At 74.5% G+C, this 18,212-nt stretch carries 13 protein-coding genes and 1 pseudogene; 10 read left to right on the top strand and 4 right to left on the bottom strand.

The genetic code is table 11. From position 1 onward, the window contains the following. Positions 1–63 precede the first annotated feature (63 nt). From ACFYT9_RS02470 to fxsT, 3 genes are read left to right on the top strand one after another with little or no spacing between them, the layout of a single operon-like run. Positions 64–1,593, top strand: a complete 1,530-nt coding sequence (locus ACFYT9_RS02470) for a hypothetical protein (protein ID WP_389160443.1) — start codon at positions 64–66, stop codon at positions 1,591–1,593. Continuing rightward, positions 1,590–2,714, top strand: coding sequence for an AAA family ATPase (locus ACFYT9_RS02465; RefSeq protein ID WP_389160441.1), 1,125 nt, complete (start codon positions 1,590–1,592; stop codon positions 2,712–2,714). The genes ACFYT9_RS02470 and ACFYT9_RS02465 overlap by 4 nt, the downstream gene beginning before the upstream one ends. Then, on the top strand, positions 2,711–7,117 hold the full coding sequence (gene fxsT, locus ACFYT9_RS02460) for an FxSxx-COOH system tetratricopeptide repeat protein (protein WP_389160440.1): 4,407 nt from the start codon (positions 2,711–2,713) through the stop codon (positions 7,115–7,117). The genes ACFYT9_RS02465 and fxsT overlap by 4 nt, the downstream gene beginning before the upstream one ends. A gap of 99 nt (positions 7,118–7,216) precedes the next feature. On the opposite strand, the gene ACFYT9_RS02455 is transcribed toward fxsT, so the two are convergent. Further along, entirely contained in the window at positions 7,217–8,554 is a 1,338-nt protein-coding gene (locus ACFYT9_RS02455; protein ID WP_389160618.1) for a cation:proton antiporter, read from the bottom strand. Between the two features lie 139 nt (positions 8,555–8,693). Between ACFYT9_RS02455 and ACFYT9_RS02450 the strand changes: the two genes are divergently transcribed. The 7 genes from ACFYT9_RS02450 (at position 8,694) to ACFYT9_RS02420 (ending at position 15,816) form a co-directional block, all read left to right on the top strand. Next, positions 8,694–9,905, top strand: coding sequence for a hypothetical protein (locus ACFYT9_RS02450; RefSeq protein WP_389160438.1), 1,212 nt, complete (start codon positions 8,694–8,696; stop codon positions 9,903–9,905). Then, the gene (locus tag ACFYT9_RS02445; RefSeq protein ID WP_389160436.1) at positions 9,902–11,038 is read left to right on the top strand and encodes a caspase family protein; all 1,137 of its coding nucleotides are present in this window, start codon (positions 9,902–9,904) and stop codon (positions 11,036–11,038) included. Before ACFYT9_RS02450 ends, ACFYT9_RS02445 begins: the two co-directional genes overlap by 4 nt. A 78-nt stretch (positions 11,039–11,116) precedes the next feature. Next, positions 11,117–11,308 carry a hypothetical protein gene (locus ACFYT9_RS02440; protein ID WP_376595164.1) on the top strand — a complete coding sequence of 64 codons (192 nt, stop codon included), beginning with the start codon at positions 11,117–11,119 and terminating at the stop codon, positions 11,306–11,308. Between the two features lie 20 nt (positions 11,309–11,328). Next, complete coding sequence (locus ACFYT9_RS02435; RefSeq protein WP_389160434.1) at positions 11,329–13,137, top strand: HEXXH motif domain-containing protein; 1,809 nt, start codon at positions 11,329–11,331, stop codon at positions 13,135–13,137. 83 nt (positions 13,138–13,220) lie between these two features. Then, positions 13,221–13,649, top strand: a complete 429-nt coding sequence (locus tag ACFYT9_RS02430) for a hypothetical protein (RefSeq protein WP_376595166.1) — start codon at positions 13,221–13,223, stop codon at positions 13,647–13,649. Beyond that, positions 13,649–14,998, top strand: a complete 1,350-nt coding sequence (locus ACFYT9_RS02425; protein WP_389160432.1) for a hypothetical protein — start codon at positions 13,649–13,651, stop codon at positions 14,996–14,998. The genes ACFYT9_RS02430 and ACFYT9_RS02425 overlap by 1 nt, the downstream gene beginning before the upstream one ends. A 2-nt stretch (positions 14,999–15,000) precedes the next feature. Beyond that, on the top strand, positions 15,001–15,816 hold the full coding sequence (locus ACFYT9_RS02420) for a hypothetical protein (protein WP_389160431.1): 816 nt from the start codon (positions 15,001–15,003) through the stop codon (positions 15,814–15,816). Between the two features lie 125 nt (positions 15,817–15,941). On the opposite strand, the pseudogene ACFYT9_RS02415 reads toward ACFYT9_RS02420, so the two are convergent. The 3 genes and pseudogenes from ACFYT9_RS02415 to ACFYT9_RS02405 form a co-directional block, all read right to left on the bottom strand. Further along, a pseudogene (locus ACFYT9_RS02415) lies at positions 15,942–16,094 on the bottom strand (3-oxoacyl-[acyl-carrier-protein] synthase III C-terminal domain-containing protein); the annotation flags it as partial. A gap of 18 nt (positions 16,095–16,112) precedes the next feature. After that, positions 16,113–17,615 (bottom strand): MFS transporter, encoded by a 1,503-nt coding sequence (locus ACFYT9_RS02410; protein ID WP_389160429.1) that lies wholly within the window; start codon positions 17,613–17,615, stop codon positions 16,113–16,115. Positions 17,616–17,753: 138 nt separating this feature from the next. After that, on the bottom strand, positions 17,754–18,170 hold the full coding sequence (locus ACFYT9_RS02405) for a PPOX class F420-dependent oxidoreductase (RefSeq protein WP_387274648.1): 417 nt from the start codon (positions 18,168–18,170) through the stop codon (positions 17,754–17,756). Positions 18,171–18,212: the final 42 nt, after the last annotated feature.

Genomic DNA, 18,212 nt, shown 5'->3' with positions numbered 1-18,212 from the left:
GGCGCCCGTACCACCCATGCCCGAGCGGGAGTTGGGAACACCGGAGCCGTGACGGGGGGACTCTTGTCCGACGAGGGGCACGGCGCTCACGCACCGGACCTCCGGCGTGAGCTGGTCGAGCAGCTCTCCGCGGTGCCCGGTCTCGACGTGCCGGGCAGCCGCGACCTCCTCATCAGCATGCTCGCGGAACGGCTGCCCGAGGTGGGCGACGTCCGGCGCCACGGCAGCACCCGGCTGGACATCCTGGAGATCGTCCGCAGCTGCCTGCGCGAACCGCACGGCCTGCGCGAACTGGCCGACACCCTCAGCCTCTACGCCCCCGGATCCGCCCCCGTCCGCCGGATCGGCGAGCTCGCCGCCGCGCCCGCCCCCTCCCCCGCGCCGGACGTCCTCCCGGTCCTGCCCGACACCGAGTTACGCGAGGCCCGCGCCCTGCTGGACCGCGTCCGGCACCTCGACGCGCACGGGCTGCTGTACGCGGCGGCCGACGGACTCGCCCTCCCCCCGCTCCCCGTCACCGGCCTCGGCGAGGCATTCGACCTCCTCGCCCGGGCCAACGCCCGCCCCGACGGGCTCCTCCCGGTGACCGTGCTGATCGAGCACGTGAGCACCGCCCTCGACGACTCCGAGGCCCACCGGACGACCGCCGGCGCCCTGCGCACCTGGAACGACACCCGCGCCGCCGCCCTCGGCCTCGCCCCGCAACTCGCCGCCGTCCGCGCGGAGCTCACCCGCGCCGCCGCCGCACACCCCTCGCCCGCCTGCCTCGTTGTCCAGTTGTGCAGAAGCGGAATGGACCCGGACCGGTACCTGCTCTCCCACTGGCGCCAGATCAGGCCGGGCCCCTGGCGGCCGGAGCGCGGCGAGGACCGGCTCGTCACCCTGGACGAGGTCCCCGCCGCCGTGGGCGATCTGGTCGACCGGGCGGAGAAGGAGTGGGCCGGCCGCCCCGGCCGCCCCGTCCTGGAGTTCGTCCTCCCCTTCCACCTGCTCAACCAGCCGATGGAATGGCTGACGTCCGGCTCGGACCTCACCACCGCCCTCTGCCTCACCTACCCGGTGGTCCTGCGCAGCCTGGAGCGGATGCGGGCCACCGAACACCACCGCAAGTGGCACAACCGCTGGCAGCAGCTGCTCGACAGCTCCGAGACCGTCTGCCACTGGGACACGGCCGGCCGGCGCGGCCACGACGCCGTCCGGTGGAGCAGCACGCTCGTCGCCGACGAACGGCTGATCTCCGTCGCCCTCGGCGCACCCCCGCTCCGGGGCCCGGCCGGCGACCGCTCCCCGCTGGAGACCGCGCTGCGCGCCGGAGTGCCGCTGGCGGTCTGGGACCGGCGCCCGGAACCGCCCGCCGAGTTCCGCAGGCGCGCCAAGCGCCTCCTGAAGGGAAGGGCGATCGAACTCCCGCAGCGGGTCAAACAGTTGCGGAGCGAGGCCGCCACCGCCGCCGCGGCGCAGCGGGACGTCCACGTGGGGCGGCACCTCGCCGTCCTCTTCGACGACCCGAACCGCCTCGTCGACTGGTCCGGATCGCCGGGACCGGCCGACGGGAGCGCGCGCGGCGGACACGACGACGAGGGGGAAACATGAGCGGTGTCCATCATCCGGTCGACAGCAGCCGGAACGGAGGGCACGTCAGCGGCCGCAGCTGGTGGATCTACCGCGGCACCGGCCGGCCCCTGGCCGACATCCGCCTCGCCGACATCCTGCCGCCGCCACCCGGCTGGCGGAACTTCGACGGTGGCCCCGTCCTGCCGCCCGTGCCGGCCGAGAGCGCCGAGACCGACCGCCGCCTCGGCGTCGTCGGCCGCGCCACCCCCCGGCAGAACCCGCACGACATCGACCTGATCAACACCGCCCTGCTGCTCCGCCGGCCGCTGCTCGTCACCGGCCGGCCCGGCATCGGCAAGTCCACCCTCGCCTATCTCGTCGCCCGCGAGCTGGGCCTGGGCCGCGTCCTGCACTGGGGCATCACCTCCCGCAGCACCCTGCGCTCCGGCCTGTACGAGTACGACGCCATCGGCCGCGCCCAGGCCTCGCTCGGCGCCCGCCAACCGGCCCCCGCACCCGTCCCCGCCCAGCAGAGCGGCACCCCGGCACGGGCTCCCGAGGGCGGCGGACCCGCTGCCGCGCCCCGCATCGGCGACTTCGTCCGGCTCGGCCCGCTGGGCACCGCCCTGCTCCCGTACGAACTGCCCCGCGTGCTGCTCATCGACGAGCTCGACAAGAGCGACATCGACCTGCCCAACGACCTCCTGCACGTCCTGGAGAACGGCTCCTACGACATCCCGGAGCTGGTCCGCGCCCGCCACCAGGAGGGCCGTGCCCGGGTGTTCACCGACGACCCGGACGGCACCGCCCCGGTGGCCGACGGACTCGTCCGGTGCCGGGCCTTCCCCTTCGTCGTCATCACCAGCAACGGCGAGCGGCAGTTCCCCGCCGCCTTCCTGCGCCGCTGCGTCCGTCTCGACGTCTCCCCGCCGCGCGAGGACCAGCTCGCCGCCATGATCGCCGCCCACTTCCGGGACCAGGACGGCCGGCACGAGGCCATGATCCAGAAGTTCATGGAGCGCAGCCGTGAGCACGGCGGGCTCGCCGCCGACCAGTTGCTGAACGCCGTCTACCTGCGGTCGGCCGGCGTCCGGGACGACGACGAGACCTGGGGCGAGCTGCTCGACGCGCTCTGGCGGCGGCTGTCGGGAGCACCATGATGGACGACGACGCCCGCTCGCTCCCGGAGCCGTTCGAGGTCGCGGAGGCCCTGTGGCTGCACGCGTACCAGACGCTCGCGGCCCGACTGCCCGCGTTCCCCGACGCCCCGCACCCCCGGCCGGCGCCCCCGCCCGGGCTCCCCGGGCCGGCCGCGCACCCCGGACCGGCCGGCGAGCCGCCCGCGGGCGGGCCCCGGCCCGGCCGGACAGGGGCGCCCGGCGGCGCGCCCCCGGCGACCGGCGCCGTCACCGGGGCGGCGCGGCCGGCCGGGCCACCGGGCCTCCTCGCCCGGCAGTTCGCGCTCGCCCGGGAGTTCCACGAGGCGCCCGCCCGCGCCGAACCGCTCCCGGACCTGCCCGACGCCCCCGGCATCGCCCGCCGGCTGAGACCGCTGAAACAGGTCGTCCCCTCCCCCTTCGACGTCGAACTGGACGAGGAGGCCACCGCCGAGCACGCCGCCGAGGACGGCCTCTGGCTGCCCTACACCCGCCCGTCCGACGAACGCCGCTTCGATCTGGTGCTCGTCGTCGACGACCACGCCACGATGGCGATCTGGGAACAGACGATCACCGAGTTCACCGCCGTGCTCGAACAGCTGGGCGCCTTCCGGGACGTCCGGATCCGCCGGATGGGCGTCCGCACCACCCCCGGCGGCGACGAGGCCGTGCTGCGCGGCCCGGCCGCCGAGCAGGGCTCGGGCGGCTCCCCCGCCGAACTCCTCGACCGGACGGGCCGCCGGATCGTCCTCGTCCTCACCGATGCCCTCGGCCCGCTGTGGCGGGCCGGCGCGGGATCCGGGGCGCTGGAGCTGTGGGCGGCGGCGGGGCCGACCGCCGTGGTCCACCTGCTCTCCCAGCGGGACTGGCACCGCACCGCCCTCACACCCCGCCGGGTGCGGCTCGGCAGTCCGCGCTCCGGCGCCCCCAACACCGAACTGACCGTCTCCTTCCCGCCGGAGGAGTACGACCCCTTCGACCCGCCGCCCGACACCTGGAGGGCGCCCGTCCCCGTCCTGGAACTGGACGCCGACTGGCTGGGCCGCTGGGCCGCCCTGGTGGCCGGCGAGTCGGGCGGCTGGACGGACGCCTCCGCACTGCTGCTCGGCGCGCCGGCCCCCGCCGGGCCCGAGGAGCCCGAACCGCCGGCCGGACCCGCCGTGCCGACCGTGCAGGAGCGCATCCGCCGCTTCCGCAGCCACGCCACCCCGACCGCCTTCCGGCTCGCGACCCATCTGGCCGCCGCCGTCCTCGACCCCCGGCTGGTCCGGGCCGTACGGCACCGGCTGGTGCCGGAGGCGCAACCGGTGCACGTGGCCGAGCTGTTCCTCAGCGGACTGGTCGAACAGCCCCCGGCGGACGCGCCGCCGAGCACCGCCGCGAGCACCCCGCTGGAATTCGTCGACGGCGCCCGCGAGGCGCTGCTCGCCGGCGCCCTGCGGGGCGACACCGCGCGGGTCGCGCGCTCGGTCTCCGACTTCTTCGGCGACCGCTCCGAGGCGGCCCGCGGACTCCACGGCGCCCTGCTCGAACCGGAGAACGCGCCCGTTCCCACGCTGACGGAGGAGAGCCTGCCGTTCGTCCGCGTCGAACTGGCGATCCTCCGGGCCCTGTCGGGTCCCTATCTGAGGCGGGCCAACCGGATCAGCGCCGCCCTGTCGGGCGGTTCGCCGGGAGAGTCGGTCATGCCCGACAACGCGCCATTGGTCCACGATAACCGCGATACCCCCGTACATTCCGACACGGACGGCCCTTCCATGACCGAGACCACTGCCAGTCAGCATGAGCGCGAGAACGGGGTCGCCCGGCGGACCCCGGTCCCGCCGCCCTCCGGCGCGCCGACCCCGGCCTCCGGCACTCCGATCCCGGCCTCCGGCACCGGGTCGATCCCGGTCCCGGCCAGGCCGCCGCGCCCCTCCGTACCCGCCGTCTGGGGCAACGTCCCCCCGAACAACCCCAACTTCGTGGGCCGGGAGGACCTGCTCGCGCAGATCAGGGAGCAGCTGCTGACCGGCGACACCTCGGCCGTGCTCCCGCACACGCTGCACGGCATGGGCGGCGTCGGGAAGTCGCAGATCGCGATCGAGTACGTCTATCGGTACGCGGCCGACTACGACATCGTCTGGTGGATCCCGTCGGAACAGCCCACGATGATCCTCACCGCGCTCACCGAACTCGCCCAGCGGATGGGCCTGAACGTCAGCGACGAGGCCAACCGGGCCGTGCCCGCCGTCCGCGAGGCGCTGCGTCGCGGCGAGCCGTACGACCGCTGGCTGCTGGTCTTCGACAACGCCGAGAACGTGGAGGCCGTGCGTCCCTACTTCCCCACCGGCGGCACCGGGAAGATCCTCATCACCTCCCGGAACCAGGAGTGGGACCGGGTCGCCCGCACCCTCTCCGTGGACGTCTTCACCCGCGAGGAGAGCAAGGCGCTGCTGCGCCGGCGCGCCCGCGACCTCAGCGACGCCGACGCCGACCGGCTCGCCGAGGCCCTCGGCGACCTGCCGCTCGCCATCGAGCAGGCGGCGGCGTGGCAGGCCGTCACCGGCATGGCCGTCCCCGACTACCTGCGGCTGATCAACGAGAAGATCGCCGAACTCATGCTGGAACTGGTGCCCTCGCCCGACTACCCCATGTCGGTGGCCGCCGCCTGGGACGTCTCGCTGCGCCAGCTCGAACAGCGCAACCCGGCCGCCCTCCAGCTCCTCCAGGTCTGCTCCTTCTTCGCCCCCGAGCCGATCTCCCGCTCGCTCTTCAACAACGCGCGGACCACCACCATCGCCCCCGAGCTGGACGAGGCGCTGCGGCACCCGATCAAGCTCGGCCGGGCCATCCGCGAGATCAACATCTACGCCCTGGCCCGGATCGAGCACCGGCACGACACCGTCCAGCTGCACCGCCTGGTCCAGGCGGTGCTGGTCAACCGCATGTCCCCGCAGCAGCAGGCCGACATGCGGCACGGCGCGCACCTGCTGCTCGCCGACGCGAACCCCGGCAGCCCCTCCACCCGCGCGCTCTGGCCCCGCTACCAGGAACTGCTGCCGCACGTGGTGGTGTCCCGGGCGGTCGAGTGCGAGTCGCCGTGGGCCCGCCGGCTCATCCGGGAGATGGCGGAGTTCCTCTACGCCTGGGGCGACCACGCGGGCTCCGCGAAGATGGCCCGCGAGGCGCTGGAGATCTGGACCGAGAAGTTCGGCGCCGAGGACCAGCTCACTCTGGAGATGGCCAAGTGGCTGGCGTTCATCCTGCGGGTGCTCGGCGAGTACCAGGAGGCCGCCGCGATGATGGAGCACACCGCGGACGTCTACCTGCGGACCGCGGGCGAGGAGGACGAGGGCACCCTCGACGCCCTCATCCAGCTCTGCAGCGGACTGCGGCTGCGCGCCGAGATGGCGCGCGGCCTGGAGGTCAACCGGCAGGTGTACGAGCGGTCCCTGCGCGTCTTCGGCGAGGACGACCCGGCCGCCCTGCGCGCCGCCCACAGCCTCGGCGTCGGCCTGCGGCTGATGGGCCTCTACCAGGAGGCGCGGGCGTACGACACGGAGACCGCCCGGCTGCGCGCGCTCGCGCTCGGCGAGGACCACGTCGAGACCCTCAACACCCTCATCGGCCTGGCCATCGACATCCGGGAGACGGGCGACTACCTGGAGGCAGCCGCCCACCTGGAGGACGTCTACACCCGCTACCTCGCCACCTTCGGCGAGGACAACCACGTCACCCTCGGCTGCGCCCGCGTCCTCGCGGTCTGCCGCCGCCGCGCGGGCGACCACGACGGGGCGCTCGCGCTCAGCGAGATGGCCTGGTCTAAGTTCGCGACCCGGTACGGCGTCGACCACCCGGACGCCGTCGCCTGCGCGGCCAACCTCGTCGTGGACCTGCGGCAGGACGGTCAGCTGGGGCGCTCCCGGGAACTGGGCGAGGCGACTCTGGAGCGGTACGCGGCGAAGCTCGGCGCCTCCCACCCGTACACCCTGTCGGCCCGGGTGAACCTGGCGATCACCCTGCGCCACCTCGGGGAGACCGCCGCCGCCGGGGCCCACCTGGACGTGGCGCTGCCGGGGTTGCGCGCCTCTCTGGGCGACGACCACGTCCTCACCCTGACGGCCGCGATCGGCGCCGCCAGCCAGGCCGCCGCCGAGGGCAGGCACGAGGAGGCCCTGGAGCTCGACCGGGCGACGAGGGACGCCCTGACGCGGGTCTTCGGCGCCGACCACCCGACCACGCTGGCCTGCGCGAACAACGTGGTCCTCGACCTGCGGGCGCTGGACCGCGGCGAGGAGGCCACGGCCCTGCACACCGAGACGCTGGAGGGGTTCCGCCGACGGCTCGGCGAGGACCACCCGGCGACGGTGTCCTCCACCACCGGCCGCCGGGCGGACGTCGACATCGCCCCGGTCCCCTTCTAGGCCGTGCGGCCGTGCCGGTCCGGGGACCCGGGCCGGCACGGCGGGACACCCGGTGGTGCGACCGGACGCCCGGGACCGGCGTGGCCCGGGCCCGGCGGCTCAGGGGCAGCGCGGCAGGCCCTGCGGACCCGGGGCCGCGTCGGCGGCGACCGGAGCCGCCCCGTCCGGGCCCGAGCGGCCGTCCGGGACCTTGCGTTCGACCGGCGGGCCCGGCGGCACGTCGGCCGGCCGGCGCAGCACCCGGATCAGCGGGCCGGTGGCCGCGGTCGTCAGCAGCGCCATCACGACGAGCAGCGCGTAGAGCCGGGGGCGGATGACCCCGGCCCGCAGGCCGACGTCGAGCACGATGAGCTCGGTGAGACCGCGGGTGTTGAGCAGGACGCCGATCAGCAGCGCGTCCCGCCAGGGCTGCCGGGCGCCGCGCGCCGCGAGCACCCCCGCGCCCACCTTGCCCACCACCGCCGCCGCGACTATCACCCCGAGGATCAGCAGGTCGGAGCCGTGCAGCCCGCCGAGCACGACGGCCATGCCGGAGATCGCGAAGAACACCGGCAGCAGCAGCCCGCCGACGGACTGGAAGGGGCCGAGGATCCGGGCGTCCGCCGTCCCGTCGGGCAGCCGGGGCATGACGGCCCCGGCCAGCAGCGCGCCGAAGATCAGGTGCAGTCCGAGGGCGTCGGTGGCCCACGCGGAGGCGAGGGCGAGGGTGGCGGCGACCGGCACCGCGTGGGCCGCGGCGATGCCCGGGCGGCGCGTCCACCGGACCAGCAGGGGGCGCACCACGAGAAGCATCACGAGCAGGTAGGCGGCGAGCAGCACGGCCTTGAGGGCCCACGCCCGCACCGGGCCGCCCGCGCCGCCGACGAGGACGACGGCGAGGACCGGCCAGCTCAGCGCGTCGATGACGCCGGCCGCGGCCATCGCGATCGTGCCCGGCCGGGTCCGGGCGATCCCCTGGTCCTTGAGGATGCCGGCGAGGACCGGGACGGCGGTGACGGAGAGCGCGGCCGCCATGTAGAGGACGAAGGTGGCGTCGACCGGACGCCCGTCGTTGACCTCCGCGAAGCCGCCGGGGAGGAGCAGGACGATGGCGGCGCCCAGGGCCATGGGGAGGGCGAAGCCGGTCACCGAGACGGCGGTGACCGTCCCGCGGTGGCGGAGCACCCCGAGGTCGAGTTCGTAGCCGACGGCGAAGAGGAAGAAGACCAGGGCGACTTGGGCCAGTGAGGCGAGGACGGGCTGGATCTCGTCCGGGAACAGCCGCTCGTGCAACCCGCCGGGGAGCAGACCGAGCAGGCTGGGCCCGAGCGCGATCCCCGCGAACAACTGTCCGATCACCGGGGGTTGGCCGCATCTTCTGGCCACCGCGCCGGCCGCGTGGGAGGCCGCGATCACCACGGCGAGGGCCGCGACGACGTGCCCGACGACGGAGTCCATGCTCACGGCGTTCCCCTTTCGGCGGCCGCGCGACGCTGCGCCGGAACCCCTACGCAGTGTAGCCGTCGTGACGGCAAGTGCCTTATCGTGAAAGCCATTTGGCGTATGCCGGAATGGACGGGGGACTGCGGTGACGACGGTGCTGTTCGTACACGGCACGGGGGTGCGCGAGCCCGGTTACTCCGAGAGCCTGGAACGGGTGCGGGAGGGCTTGCGGGCCGCCCGGCCCGACGTCACCGTGACTCCCTGCTACTGGGGCGGTACGGCGGGGTCCGCTCTGCGGTCCGGCGGCCTGTCGGTACCGGGGTACGGGACCGGGCGGGACGCGGCGGACCCGGGCGGCCCGGTCCACGGCGGGGACGACGAGGACATCGAGCTGTGGGGGCTGCTCTACCTCGACCCGCTGTTCGAACTGCGGCCGGCCGCCGCCGGGTCCGGCGAGCGCGTCGAGCTGGCGCCGGGCGCGGTGCCGCCGGGCGGGTCGCTGTCCGCGGCGGCCCAGGCGCTCGGCGGGGACGACGGGCTGCGGGAGCTGCTCGGCGCGGCCGGGATCGGGGCGGAGTTCGCCGCCGCGGTGGCCGCCGTGCTCACCTCCCCGGAGGGCCGGGACTTCCTGCGCTCCCCCGCCGCGGTGGCCGGACCCGACCTCCTGGCCAGGGCGTTCGTCGCCGAGGCGGTGCGCCGCCGGGCCGGTGTGAGCGGCTCCGGCACCGCGTTCGACGGGACCGCCCGGGACGCGGCCGTCGACCGGATCACCGGCCTGCTCGCCGAGTCCCTGCCCGCCGGCGCCGGAGCGGGCACCCACCGGGGCCCGCTCGTCCGCGGCGTGAAGCGGCTCGCGGGGCGGCTCGCCCTCGGCCTCGCCTCGGCGCAGGCGGTGAAGCGCAGGTCGGCGCTGACCGACGCGGCCCACCCGGCGGCCGGGGACGTCCTGCTCTACCTCGCCAGGGGCGGCGCGATCCGCGAGCTCGTCGCCGAGGCGGTGCGGGCCGCCGAACCGCCGGTGGTGCTGCTGGCCCACAGCCTCGGCGGCATCGCCTCGCTCGACCTGCTGGTGGAGCGGGCGCTGCCGGAGGTCGAGCTGCTGGTGACGGTCGGCTCGCAGGCGCCGTTCCTGTACGAGCTGGGGGCGCTGCCGAGCCTGGAGCACGGCCGGCCGCTGCCCGACCGCGTACCGCGCTGGATCAATGTGTACGACCCCCGGGACCTGCTCGGCTACATCGGCTCCGGGGTCTTCCCGGGCCGCGTCGAGGACGTCGCCGTGGACGGCCGGCAGCCGTTCCCGCTCGCGCACAGCGCCTACTGGGGCAACCCGGAGCTGTACCGCCTGCTCGCGGCGGAGCTGCCATGACCGAGGCCCGCCCGGAGCGGACGTACGCGCTCGTCGTCGGCGCGGAGCGGTACGGGGCGGGTCCGTCCTGGGACCTGCCAGGGCCCGCCGCCGACGCCCGCCGCTTCACCGCCTGGCTGCGCGGGCGCGGGGTGCCCCCGGCGCACATCTCGCTGCTGCTCGCGCCGCTGCCGGGGGCGGGCGGACCCGAGGTGGACGTGCCGGCGGGGACGGCGGGGCGGGAGGCCGTGCAGCAGGTGCTGACCCGGCGGCTGCCTGCCCTGGAGGGCGACCTGCTGTGGGTGTTCTGGGGCGGGCACGGCGTCACCGACCCGCAGGGGCACCGGCGGCTCTTCTACGCCGACGCGGGCCCCGACGACCGGCGCAACCTCGATCTGGACGCCTGGCTGACCGCCTTCGCCACCGATCTCGTGCCCGGCTTCCGGCGCCAGATCTGGCTGGTGGACTCCTGCCAGACCTTCGTCGAGGACCTGATGCTCGCCCGGTCGCTGCCGCAGGACCTCCCGCCGGGCGGCGACCGGCTGCCGGGCCGGGAACAGTTCGTGCTGCTGGCCTCCGCGCCCGGGCAGCGGGCGGCCAACGACCCGGTGGCGCAGACGGGGGCGTTCTCCCGGGCCGTGCTGGCGGCGCTGTCCGGAGCGGACGGGGCCGCGTGGCCACCCGACATGGGCGCCCTCGCCGGCACCGTGCTGCGCGAGTTCGCCGGCGGCGGCCAGCGGCCGACCTCGCTCTGGCACCGCTCCTGGGCGGGTGACGAGCAGCGTCTCGACGCCCCCGCCTCCCCGCCCGCGGCACCCGCCCCGCCCGCCGTCCGGTCCGGGGAGACGGTGCCGGACGCGGGCCTCGCCGCGCTCATCGGGCTGCTGGCGGGCTGGCCCGGCATGACGGACCAGAACCAGCGGCAGCTCGTCGTCGGGATGCTGCCCGCCGACCTGGCCGGCGCCATCCCCCGGCTCGGGGCGGCCCGGCCCGACATCATCAGCATCGTGCGGTCCTGCCGGCGTCATCCGGGCGGCCTCGCCGCCCTCGTCGAGGCGCTCACCCTCCTCGAACCGGGGTCGCTGGAGCAGCGCGAGCTGGCCGAGTGGGCGGAGCGCTGGCTGGGACCGCGGCCGGGGGGCGCACCCGCCTGATCACGCCCTTCCGCAAGACCTACCGCTGCGTCATCATGAAAGGCCGACGGGTTCAGACAGGGCGAGGGGGGACGGCCGATGCACAGCGACGCCTACACGGAGCCGGAATACCTGGGATCCGAACTGGTCGATCTCAGCGAGGTCCCCCTGGCCGTCCTCAAGGCGCAGCACCCCCACCTGCACGCGGGCTCACTGGAGCGGCTGCTCCGTCAGGTCGAGCGCCCCCGGGTCAATTTCGCCAGCGACGGGCCGCCCAAGCGGTTCGACTGAGGTTCCCGGGGAGGGGATCCGTGCAGACCGACGCAGGTCACCAGCCCGCCCGTGCCGCGCACCATCTCCTCCCCACGGCGCACTTCGACGCCCTCGCCGCCGGGCGGGGCGGCCCCGCCGTCGTCCGCTTCCTGCGCACCACGGAGTACAGCCGACGGCTCCTGCTGCTGCGGGCGCTGCTCGACACGGCGGCGCGCACGCCCGGCGCCCTCGGGCCGCTCCCGGCCGTGGACAGTGCGTGGGCGGCGCTGACGGACGCCCAGCGGCGGGCGCCCGAGGAGTTCCGGGAGCTGCTGCTGCTCCCGCAGGTCGGCAGCTGGCTGGGCCACGGGCTGCGCCGGCTGCGGCACACCGCCTGGGGTGACGGCCCGCTCTGGACCGACCTCGGGCACGTGTACGCGCTCTGCGCCGTGGCCGCGCTGCGTGCCGGGCTGCCGCTGCGCACCACCGTGCCGCTGCGGGACGGCGCCGTGATGTTCCCCGGCCTCGGTCTCGCGGTACTGCCGGGGCGTCCTCCGCAGGGCACGGCGGAGGTGGCGGTGGAGGCGGGCCGGCTGGTGGTCGAGCCGCACCGGGAGTGCGTCGGCCCGCCCCCGCCTCCGGCCGCGCCGCAGGGCGACGCACGGGGCTGGCTGGGGCTGCGCGGGCTGCACGCGCGCGTGGCGGGCCGGTCCGCGGACTGTCGCCTCGACGACGTCGACCCCTACCGCGACCTGGGGGACCCGCGGCCCCCGGACCGGCTCCCGCCCGAGGAGCGGGCCCGCTGGCAGGACGGCTTCGGCCGGGCGCTGGGGATCCTGGAGGCGTGCGACCCCGAGTCAGCGGAGGCCCTGGTGGCGGGGTTACGGAGCCTGACCCCGGTGGACCCGTCACCCACCGGGGTGGTGCTCAGCGCCTCGTCCGGCGACGCCTTCGGCGGTCTGCTGACCTCGCTGCCGCCGGATCCGGTGACCTTCGCGGTGACCCTCGTCCACGAGTTCCAGCACACCAAACTGGGCGCGCTGCTGCACCTGCTGACGCTGGAGCGGGACGGCGGCGAGGAGCGGCACCACGCCCCCTGGCGGGAGGACCCCCGCCCGCTGGGCGGCCTTCTCCAGGGGGCGTACGCCTTCCTGGGCATCACCGACTTCTGGTCCCGGCACCTGGACCGGGCACCGTGCGCCGAGCGGGCGTCGGCCGAGTTCGAGTTCGCGCTCAGCCGCCGGCAGACGCGGGAGGCCGTCCTGACCCTGGCCGCCGATCCCGCGCTGACCGCGTACGGGCGCCGCTTCGTGGCCGGCATGGCGGCCCGGCTGGACTCCTGGTCCGCCGACCCCCGGGTGCGGCCCGGCGTCGACGCGTGGGCGGCCCTCGCCGCCGCCGACCACCGCACCGAGTGGCGCATCCGGCACCTGGCCCCGGCGCCCTCCGACGTACGCTCCCTCGCCGGCTCCTTCCTCTCCGCGACGCCGCCGCGAGCGGTCCCCGCGCCGGCCCTCGCCCCCGATCTCACCACCCGCTGGGCGCACACCCGCGCCCGGCTGATCCGCCACCGCCTGACCCGGCCCCCCGCCGCGGAGCCGCCCGCCCCCGCCGCCGATCACGCCCTCCTCGCCGGCGACCCCGAAGCCCCCGCGGCCTACGCCCGCCTCCTCGCCGAGGACCCCGAGTCCCCGGAAGCGTGGACCGGCCTGGTCCTCGCCGTCGCCACCACCCCCTCCGCCCCCACGGACCCTCTCCACCGTCCCGAGCTCCTCCGCCCCCTCCACCGCGAACTCCGCACCCTGGGCTCCCCCTCCGACCCGGTCGCCCTCGTCCGCTGGCTCGCCACCCCTCTCCTCTCCGCCTGAGCCTCCGTCAACGAACTTGCGTCCGAGGAGCCTTGTAGGCTTGTCAGACATCTGTGCTCGTGTACGGATGCGAAGGGGGAAGCATGGATTTCGCGGAGGAATGGAACCAGCTCAAAGCCGACGCGCTGCGCAGGCGCGAGACGAGCATGGCGCTCGCTTCGGCGGACGGAGGCGGGGGCGGGGGCCCCGCCGGCGTCCAGCAGTCCGATCTGGGGCTTCGTGACGCCCCCATCCGTTCGAAGGCGTCGGGGCTGGTGGTCGCGAACAGCGAAGCCAGGGGCAAGACCAAGCTGGACGACGCGGCCGCCGTCGGCGGGACGCACGCGGGCTGGGAGGCGGGGGGCGCCAGCAACAGCTGCGTGACCGCCTGGCAGCGACGGCTGCGTTCCCTCGGCGACCTCGTCGACGACGCCGCCGACGCCCTGACGAAGGGCATGGACACCCAGATCAGCGAGGACGGATCCGTCGCCGCCCAGCTCCGGGCGGCGGCCGACTATCTGGAGGAAGCCTGATGGTCTCCGTACCCGAACTCACCGGCGCCGTCCCCCAGCAGTGGCGCGACGCGGCGGACGACGCCGTCGCCGCGGCCAAGCAGTGCGACTCCCTGGCCTCCTACGCGCGCGACGAGATCGCCTCCACGCTCCGCCAGTGCTGGGTGGGCGACGCCGGACGCGCCGCCCGCGAGAAGTTCGTCAAGCACGCGGGCGACTACGAGGCCGCATCGGTCGGACTGCGCGCCATGGCCCGGACGTACGACGACCTCGCCGAGGCCATCACCGCCGCGCAGCGCGACCTGTCCAGCGGGATGGACTACGCGCGCCGGCAGGGGTTCAGCGTCGACGACAGCGGCCGGGTCAACGACCCCGGGGCGGGCAAGGAGGGCGCGGAGGACAAGGAGAGCGAGCGGTCCCAGGCCCAGGGCATCATCAAGGACGCGCTGACACGGGCGAGCCGGGCGGACACGACCGCCGCCGTCTCCCTGCGGACCGTCGAGGGCATGACGGCCCTCGGCGACGCGAAGCTCGCCGAGCAGGCGCTCCTGCCGAACAGCCCGCTCGCGATAGCCCTGCGCCTCTCCGGCGGCCTGGACGGACTCCACCCCATCAACGTCCCGCCGAACGTCCTGTCGGCCGTCAACCTCGCGTCCGCCGAGACCGGCATCAGCCGCAAGCTGCTCCTCTCCATCCTCTGGCAGGAGCAGCAGTGGTACCAGAACCACAACCCCAGTCTGCGGGGCCCGCTCAGCGAGTTCGGCCGCTTCTTCAACTGGGGCCTGGCCCTCGGCCTGAGACCGGACAAGTCCCTGGGCATCACGCACGTGAAGACGGACACGGCCAGAGGGGTCGCCGACACGTACCGGGACGCGTTCCAGCTGGAGGACGGCCGGTACCTCGCCGACCTCAGCGACCACGAGCTCGCGGCCCTGATCGAGCACCAGCCCGAGCTGGACGTCCGGCTCAGCGCCTACTACTTGATGGACCTCCAGCAGAATCAGCACGGCGCCGGAACCGACAAGCAGCTCTTCACCCTGTACGCCGCCGACGACGACGACGTACGGGACAAGAACGAGCAGTACGGTGACGAGTCGGAGCACCGGGGCTACGACATCAAGGCCCGGGGCAACAACTGGGACGCGATCGAGCCGCACCTCGACGACGCCATGGCCTGGGAGGCCCTGACCGACGAGGAGCGGCTGGAGGCCATCCGGCAGCTGGAGTCGCAGACGCCGGCCGGCCACCACGTCTCGCTCGAAACGCTCTACCGCTCCGGCCAGACCACGGGGACGGGAACCGGCGAGCCCGAACCGGGCACGCCGTCGCCCAGCCCCGGCCCCTCTCCGACCCCGCCAGGAAACGGCTGACCATGAAGAAGACGCTGCGCGCGCTCGTCCCGGTGCTCCTGCTGCTCGCCGTCACCGGGTGCGCCGGGTCCGAGCCGCGCGGCGGCAAGCCGCTGGTGCCCATGCCGGACCACGTACCGAAGGGACCGGTCTACGACTCGGCCGATGAGGTCGTGGCGGCACTGGAGCGCGCGGGGCTCCCCTGCAAGGTGATCCGGCAGCCCAGGGAGAGCACCGCCGCCTGCACCACCGTGATCGACGGAACCACGGTCGAGAACCGGATCCAGGTACTGAACACCACCGACTTCACCCGCGACGAGGTCGGGGACTCCATCGACAGCATGCGCGGTCGAGGGACCACCGTCGTGGCGGCGGGAAACTGGTTCATCGCCGTCCTGCCCAACTGGGAGGCCCGCTACCCCGTCCGCGTCGCCGAGGCCCTGGACGCCGTCGTCCTCCCGCCCCCCTACCCCCTCCCCGACATCCCGGAGAAGCCCGCCTACGCCACGGTGGGCGCCCTCGCCGACGCGATGGAGGAGAAGGGGTTCTGCCTCGGGCGCGAGGAGGTCGACGAGAAGACGGTGTCCTGCGGGACCCGGCTCCCGGAGAAGGACCCGGCGGCCTGCTCCGGCCGCTCCTCCCTCCAGCTGTACGACAGCGCCAGGGAGCGGGACGACGCCATACGGCTCACGATCCGCAACGGCCGGGTCGCCTCGCGCATCGTGACCGCCAGGAACTGGACCGCGGAGTTCTGCGACACCGCCCAGGCCCGACGGGTCGCCGACGCGTTCGGCGCCGCGTTCATCGACCGCCGGATCCAGGAGGAACCGTCCGGGTGAGGACCGCCGCGCCCCTCCCCCGGGGCTGTGCGGCGGCACCGCCGCGCTCTCCGGCGGCGCCCGTCGGTGGCACGACCGCCGTGTGCGGAAACACCCCCGCAAGAGCGTTTCCGCAGGTCAGGGCGTCACCATTCGACGAGCGCGCATCCCGCCGACATGCCGCCGCCGAAGCCGGCCATGAGGATCAGATCCCCCGGGGCGAAGGCGCCCGCGAGGGCGGCCGCGTCCAGGGTGATCGGGAGGGAGGCGGCTCCCGTGTCGGCGTAGTGCGGGAGGGAACCGCGTGGAGCGGGTCGTCACATGGCGACGGTCTTCACCGCGTCGGGGTCCTTCTCGCGAACGCCGGGGCGGTACAGCAGGAAGGTCACGACGAGGCCCACGGCCGCGAGGCCGGCCGCCCACCAGTACGCGGTGGAGTAGCCGTGCAGCGCCGCTTCCGCGATCACCTCGGGCGACGGCTGCCGACTGCCGAGATAGGCTCCGGCGGCGCTCGCCGCGAGCGTGTTGAGGACGGCGATGCCCAGCGAACCACCGATCTGCTGAGTGGTGTTGACCGCCGCGGAGGCCACGCCGGAGTCGTCCTCGCGCACCCGGTAGGTGGCCAGGTCGATCGCCGGGGCGTAGACCATGCCGAGACCGAGGCCCAGGACGACGAGCGGCGGCAGGATGCCTCCGACGTACGTGCTGTCCAGCTCCAGTCGGGTGAACCAGACCATGCCCACGCCCAGCAGCGCCATTCCGAGGGGGATCACGGTCTTCGGCCCCACCCGGGGCATCAGGACGCCCACGGCCAGACCGGAGGCGACGACCAGGGCGACCGGGATGGGGAGGAAGGCGAGCCCCGCCTCGACCGGGGTGTACCCGAGCGTCTGCTGCATGTAGTAGGCGAGGAACAGCGCGACCGCGTACATGCCTCCCGTGGCGACCAGGATGGCGATCTGCGAGGCGCCCCGGTCCCTGTCGAGGAGGATGCGCAGGGGCAGCAGCGGCCGGTCCGTCGTCGCCTGCCAGTAGGTGAAGAGGCCGAGCAGGGCGACGCCGCCCACCAGCAGGCCCCAGCTGGCGGGGGAACTCCAGCCGTGCGACTCGGCGTTGGAGAACCCGTACACCAGGCCGAAGAGCCCCAGGGTGACCAGCACCGCTCCGGGGACGTCGAGCTTGCCGCGTTGGGTCGCCCTGGGCTGACGCTCGATCAGCAGCAGGCCGCCCAGGAACGCCGCGGCCGCGAAGGCCAGGTTGATGTAGAGGGTCCACCGCCAGTTGAGGTACTCGGTCAGCACGCCGCCGAGCAGATTGCCGAGCGCGCCACCGGCGCCGGCGATGGCGCCGAAGATCGCGAAGGCCCGGCCCCGCTCCTTGACGTCGGTGAAGATGGTCGTCAGCAGGGAGAGGGCCGCCGGCGCCAGCAGGGCGCCCGAGACACCCTGGAGCGCCCGGGCCAGCACCAGGAGTTCGAAGTTGCCGGCGGCTCCGCCGAGCACCGAGGCGGCGGCGAATCCGATGACGCCCGCGAGGAAGGTCTGCTTGCGGCCGAAGAGGTCGGCGATGCGCCCGCCGATCAACAGCAGGCTGCCGAAGGTGAGCGCGTAGGCGGTGACGATCCACTGCCTGTCGTTGTCGGAGAAGCCCAGATCGGCCTGGGCGGACGGCAGCGCGATGTTCACGATGGTGGCGTCCAGCATGATCATCAGCTGGGCCAGAGCGATCACGGCCAGCGCCCACCACCGCCGCGAGGACCGCGGGTGCGAGGGTCCTGGCTCGGGCGGGATGCTGGTGAGTTCACCGGTGGGTAACGACATGGCGGTGCCACTCCATTCGAAAGATTTTGACTAACTAGATGGTTAACCAGCTGGGCCACAGCGTGCCCGAGACCGGACGGCTCGTCAACAAGCGCCGGGCAGCGCACGGGCCACGCGCGGCAGGCGCTCGGCGAAGGGTCAGTCGGTGAGTCGGATCCGGATGCCGACGGTGCGGTGCCCCGACCCCTTCAGCCGGCTGCCCAGCAAGCCGACCCGCGCGACGAGGCCGTACTTGCGCTTCATCAGATCGAGGTAGTGAAGGGTGTCCTGAGGGGCGGGAAGGTCGGCGACACCCGGCACGGCCTCCCCCTTCGGGGTCCCCCGCCAGTCGCAGGGGGCGACGGTCACCCGGCCGCTGTTGCGGATCCGCTTGACCTTGCCGGCGTCGGCTGCGCTCCACACGGCCAGGCAGTCCCCGTCCCTCATCACCCACACCGGAGTGGGAACCGCCCGCCCGTCCCGGCGAAACGTCGTGAGAAGTACGTACCTGGACGCCCCCAGTCGCTCAACCGAGCTGCCTGGTAAGGACGCTGAGGCGGATGGTGAGGTGCTCATCGCGATAGCATAACTGGTTAGTCAATTCACTTCGCCGCGAAC

The sequence above is a fragment of the Streptomyces sp. NPDC004435 genome (assembly GCF_042873895.1).
GTDB lineage: Bacteria > Actinomycetota > Actinomycetes > Streptomycetales > Streptomycetaceae > Streptomyces.
The sequence above is the reverse complement of the archived record's forward strand: the minus strand, read 5'-3'. Positions and strand labels throughout refer to the sequence as shown.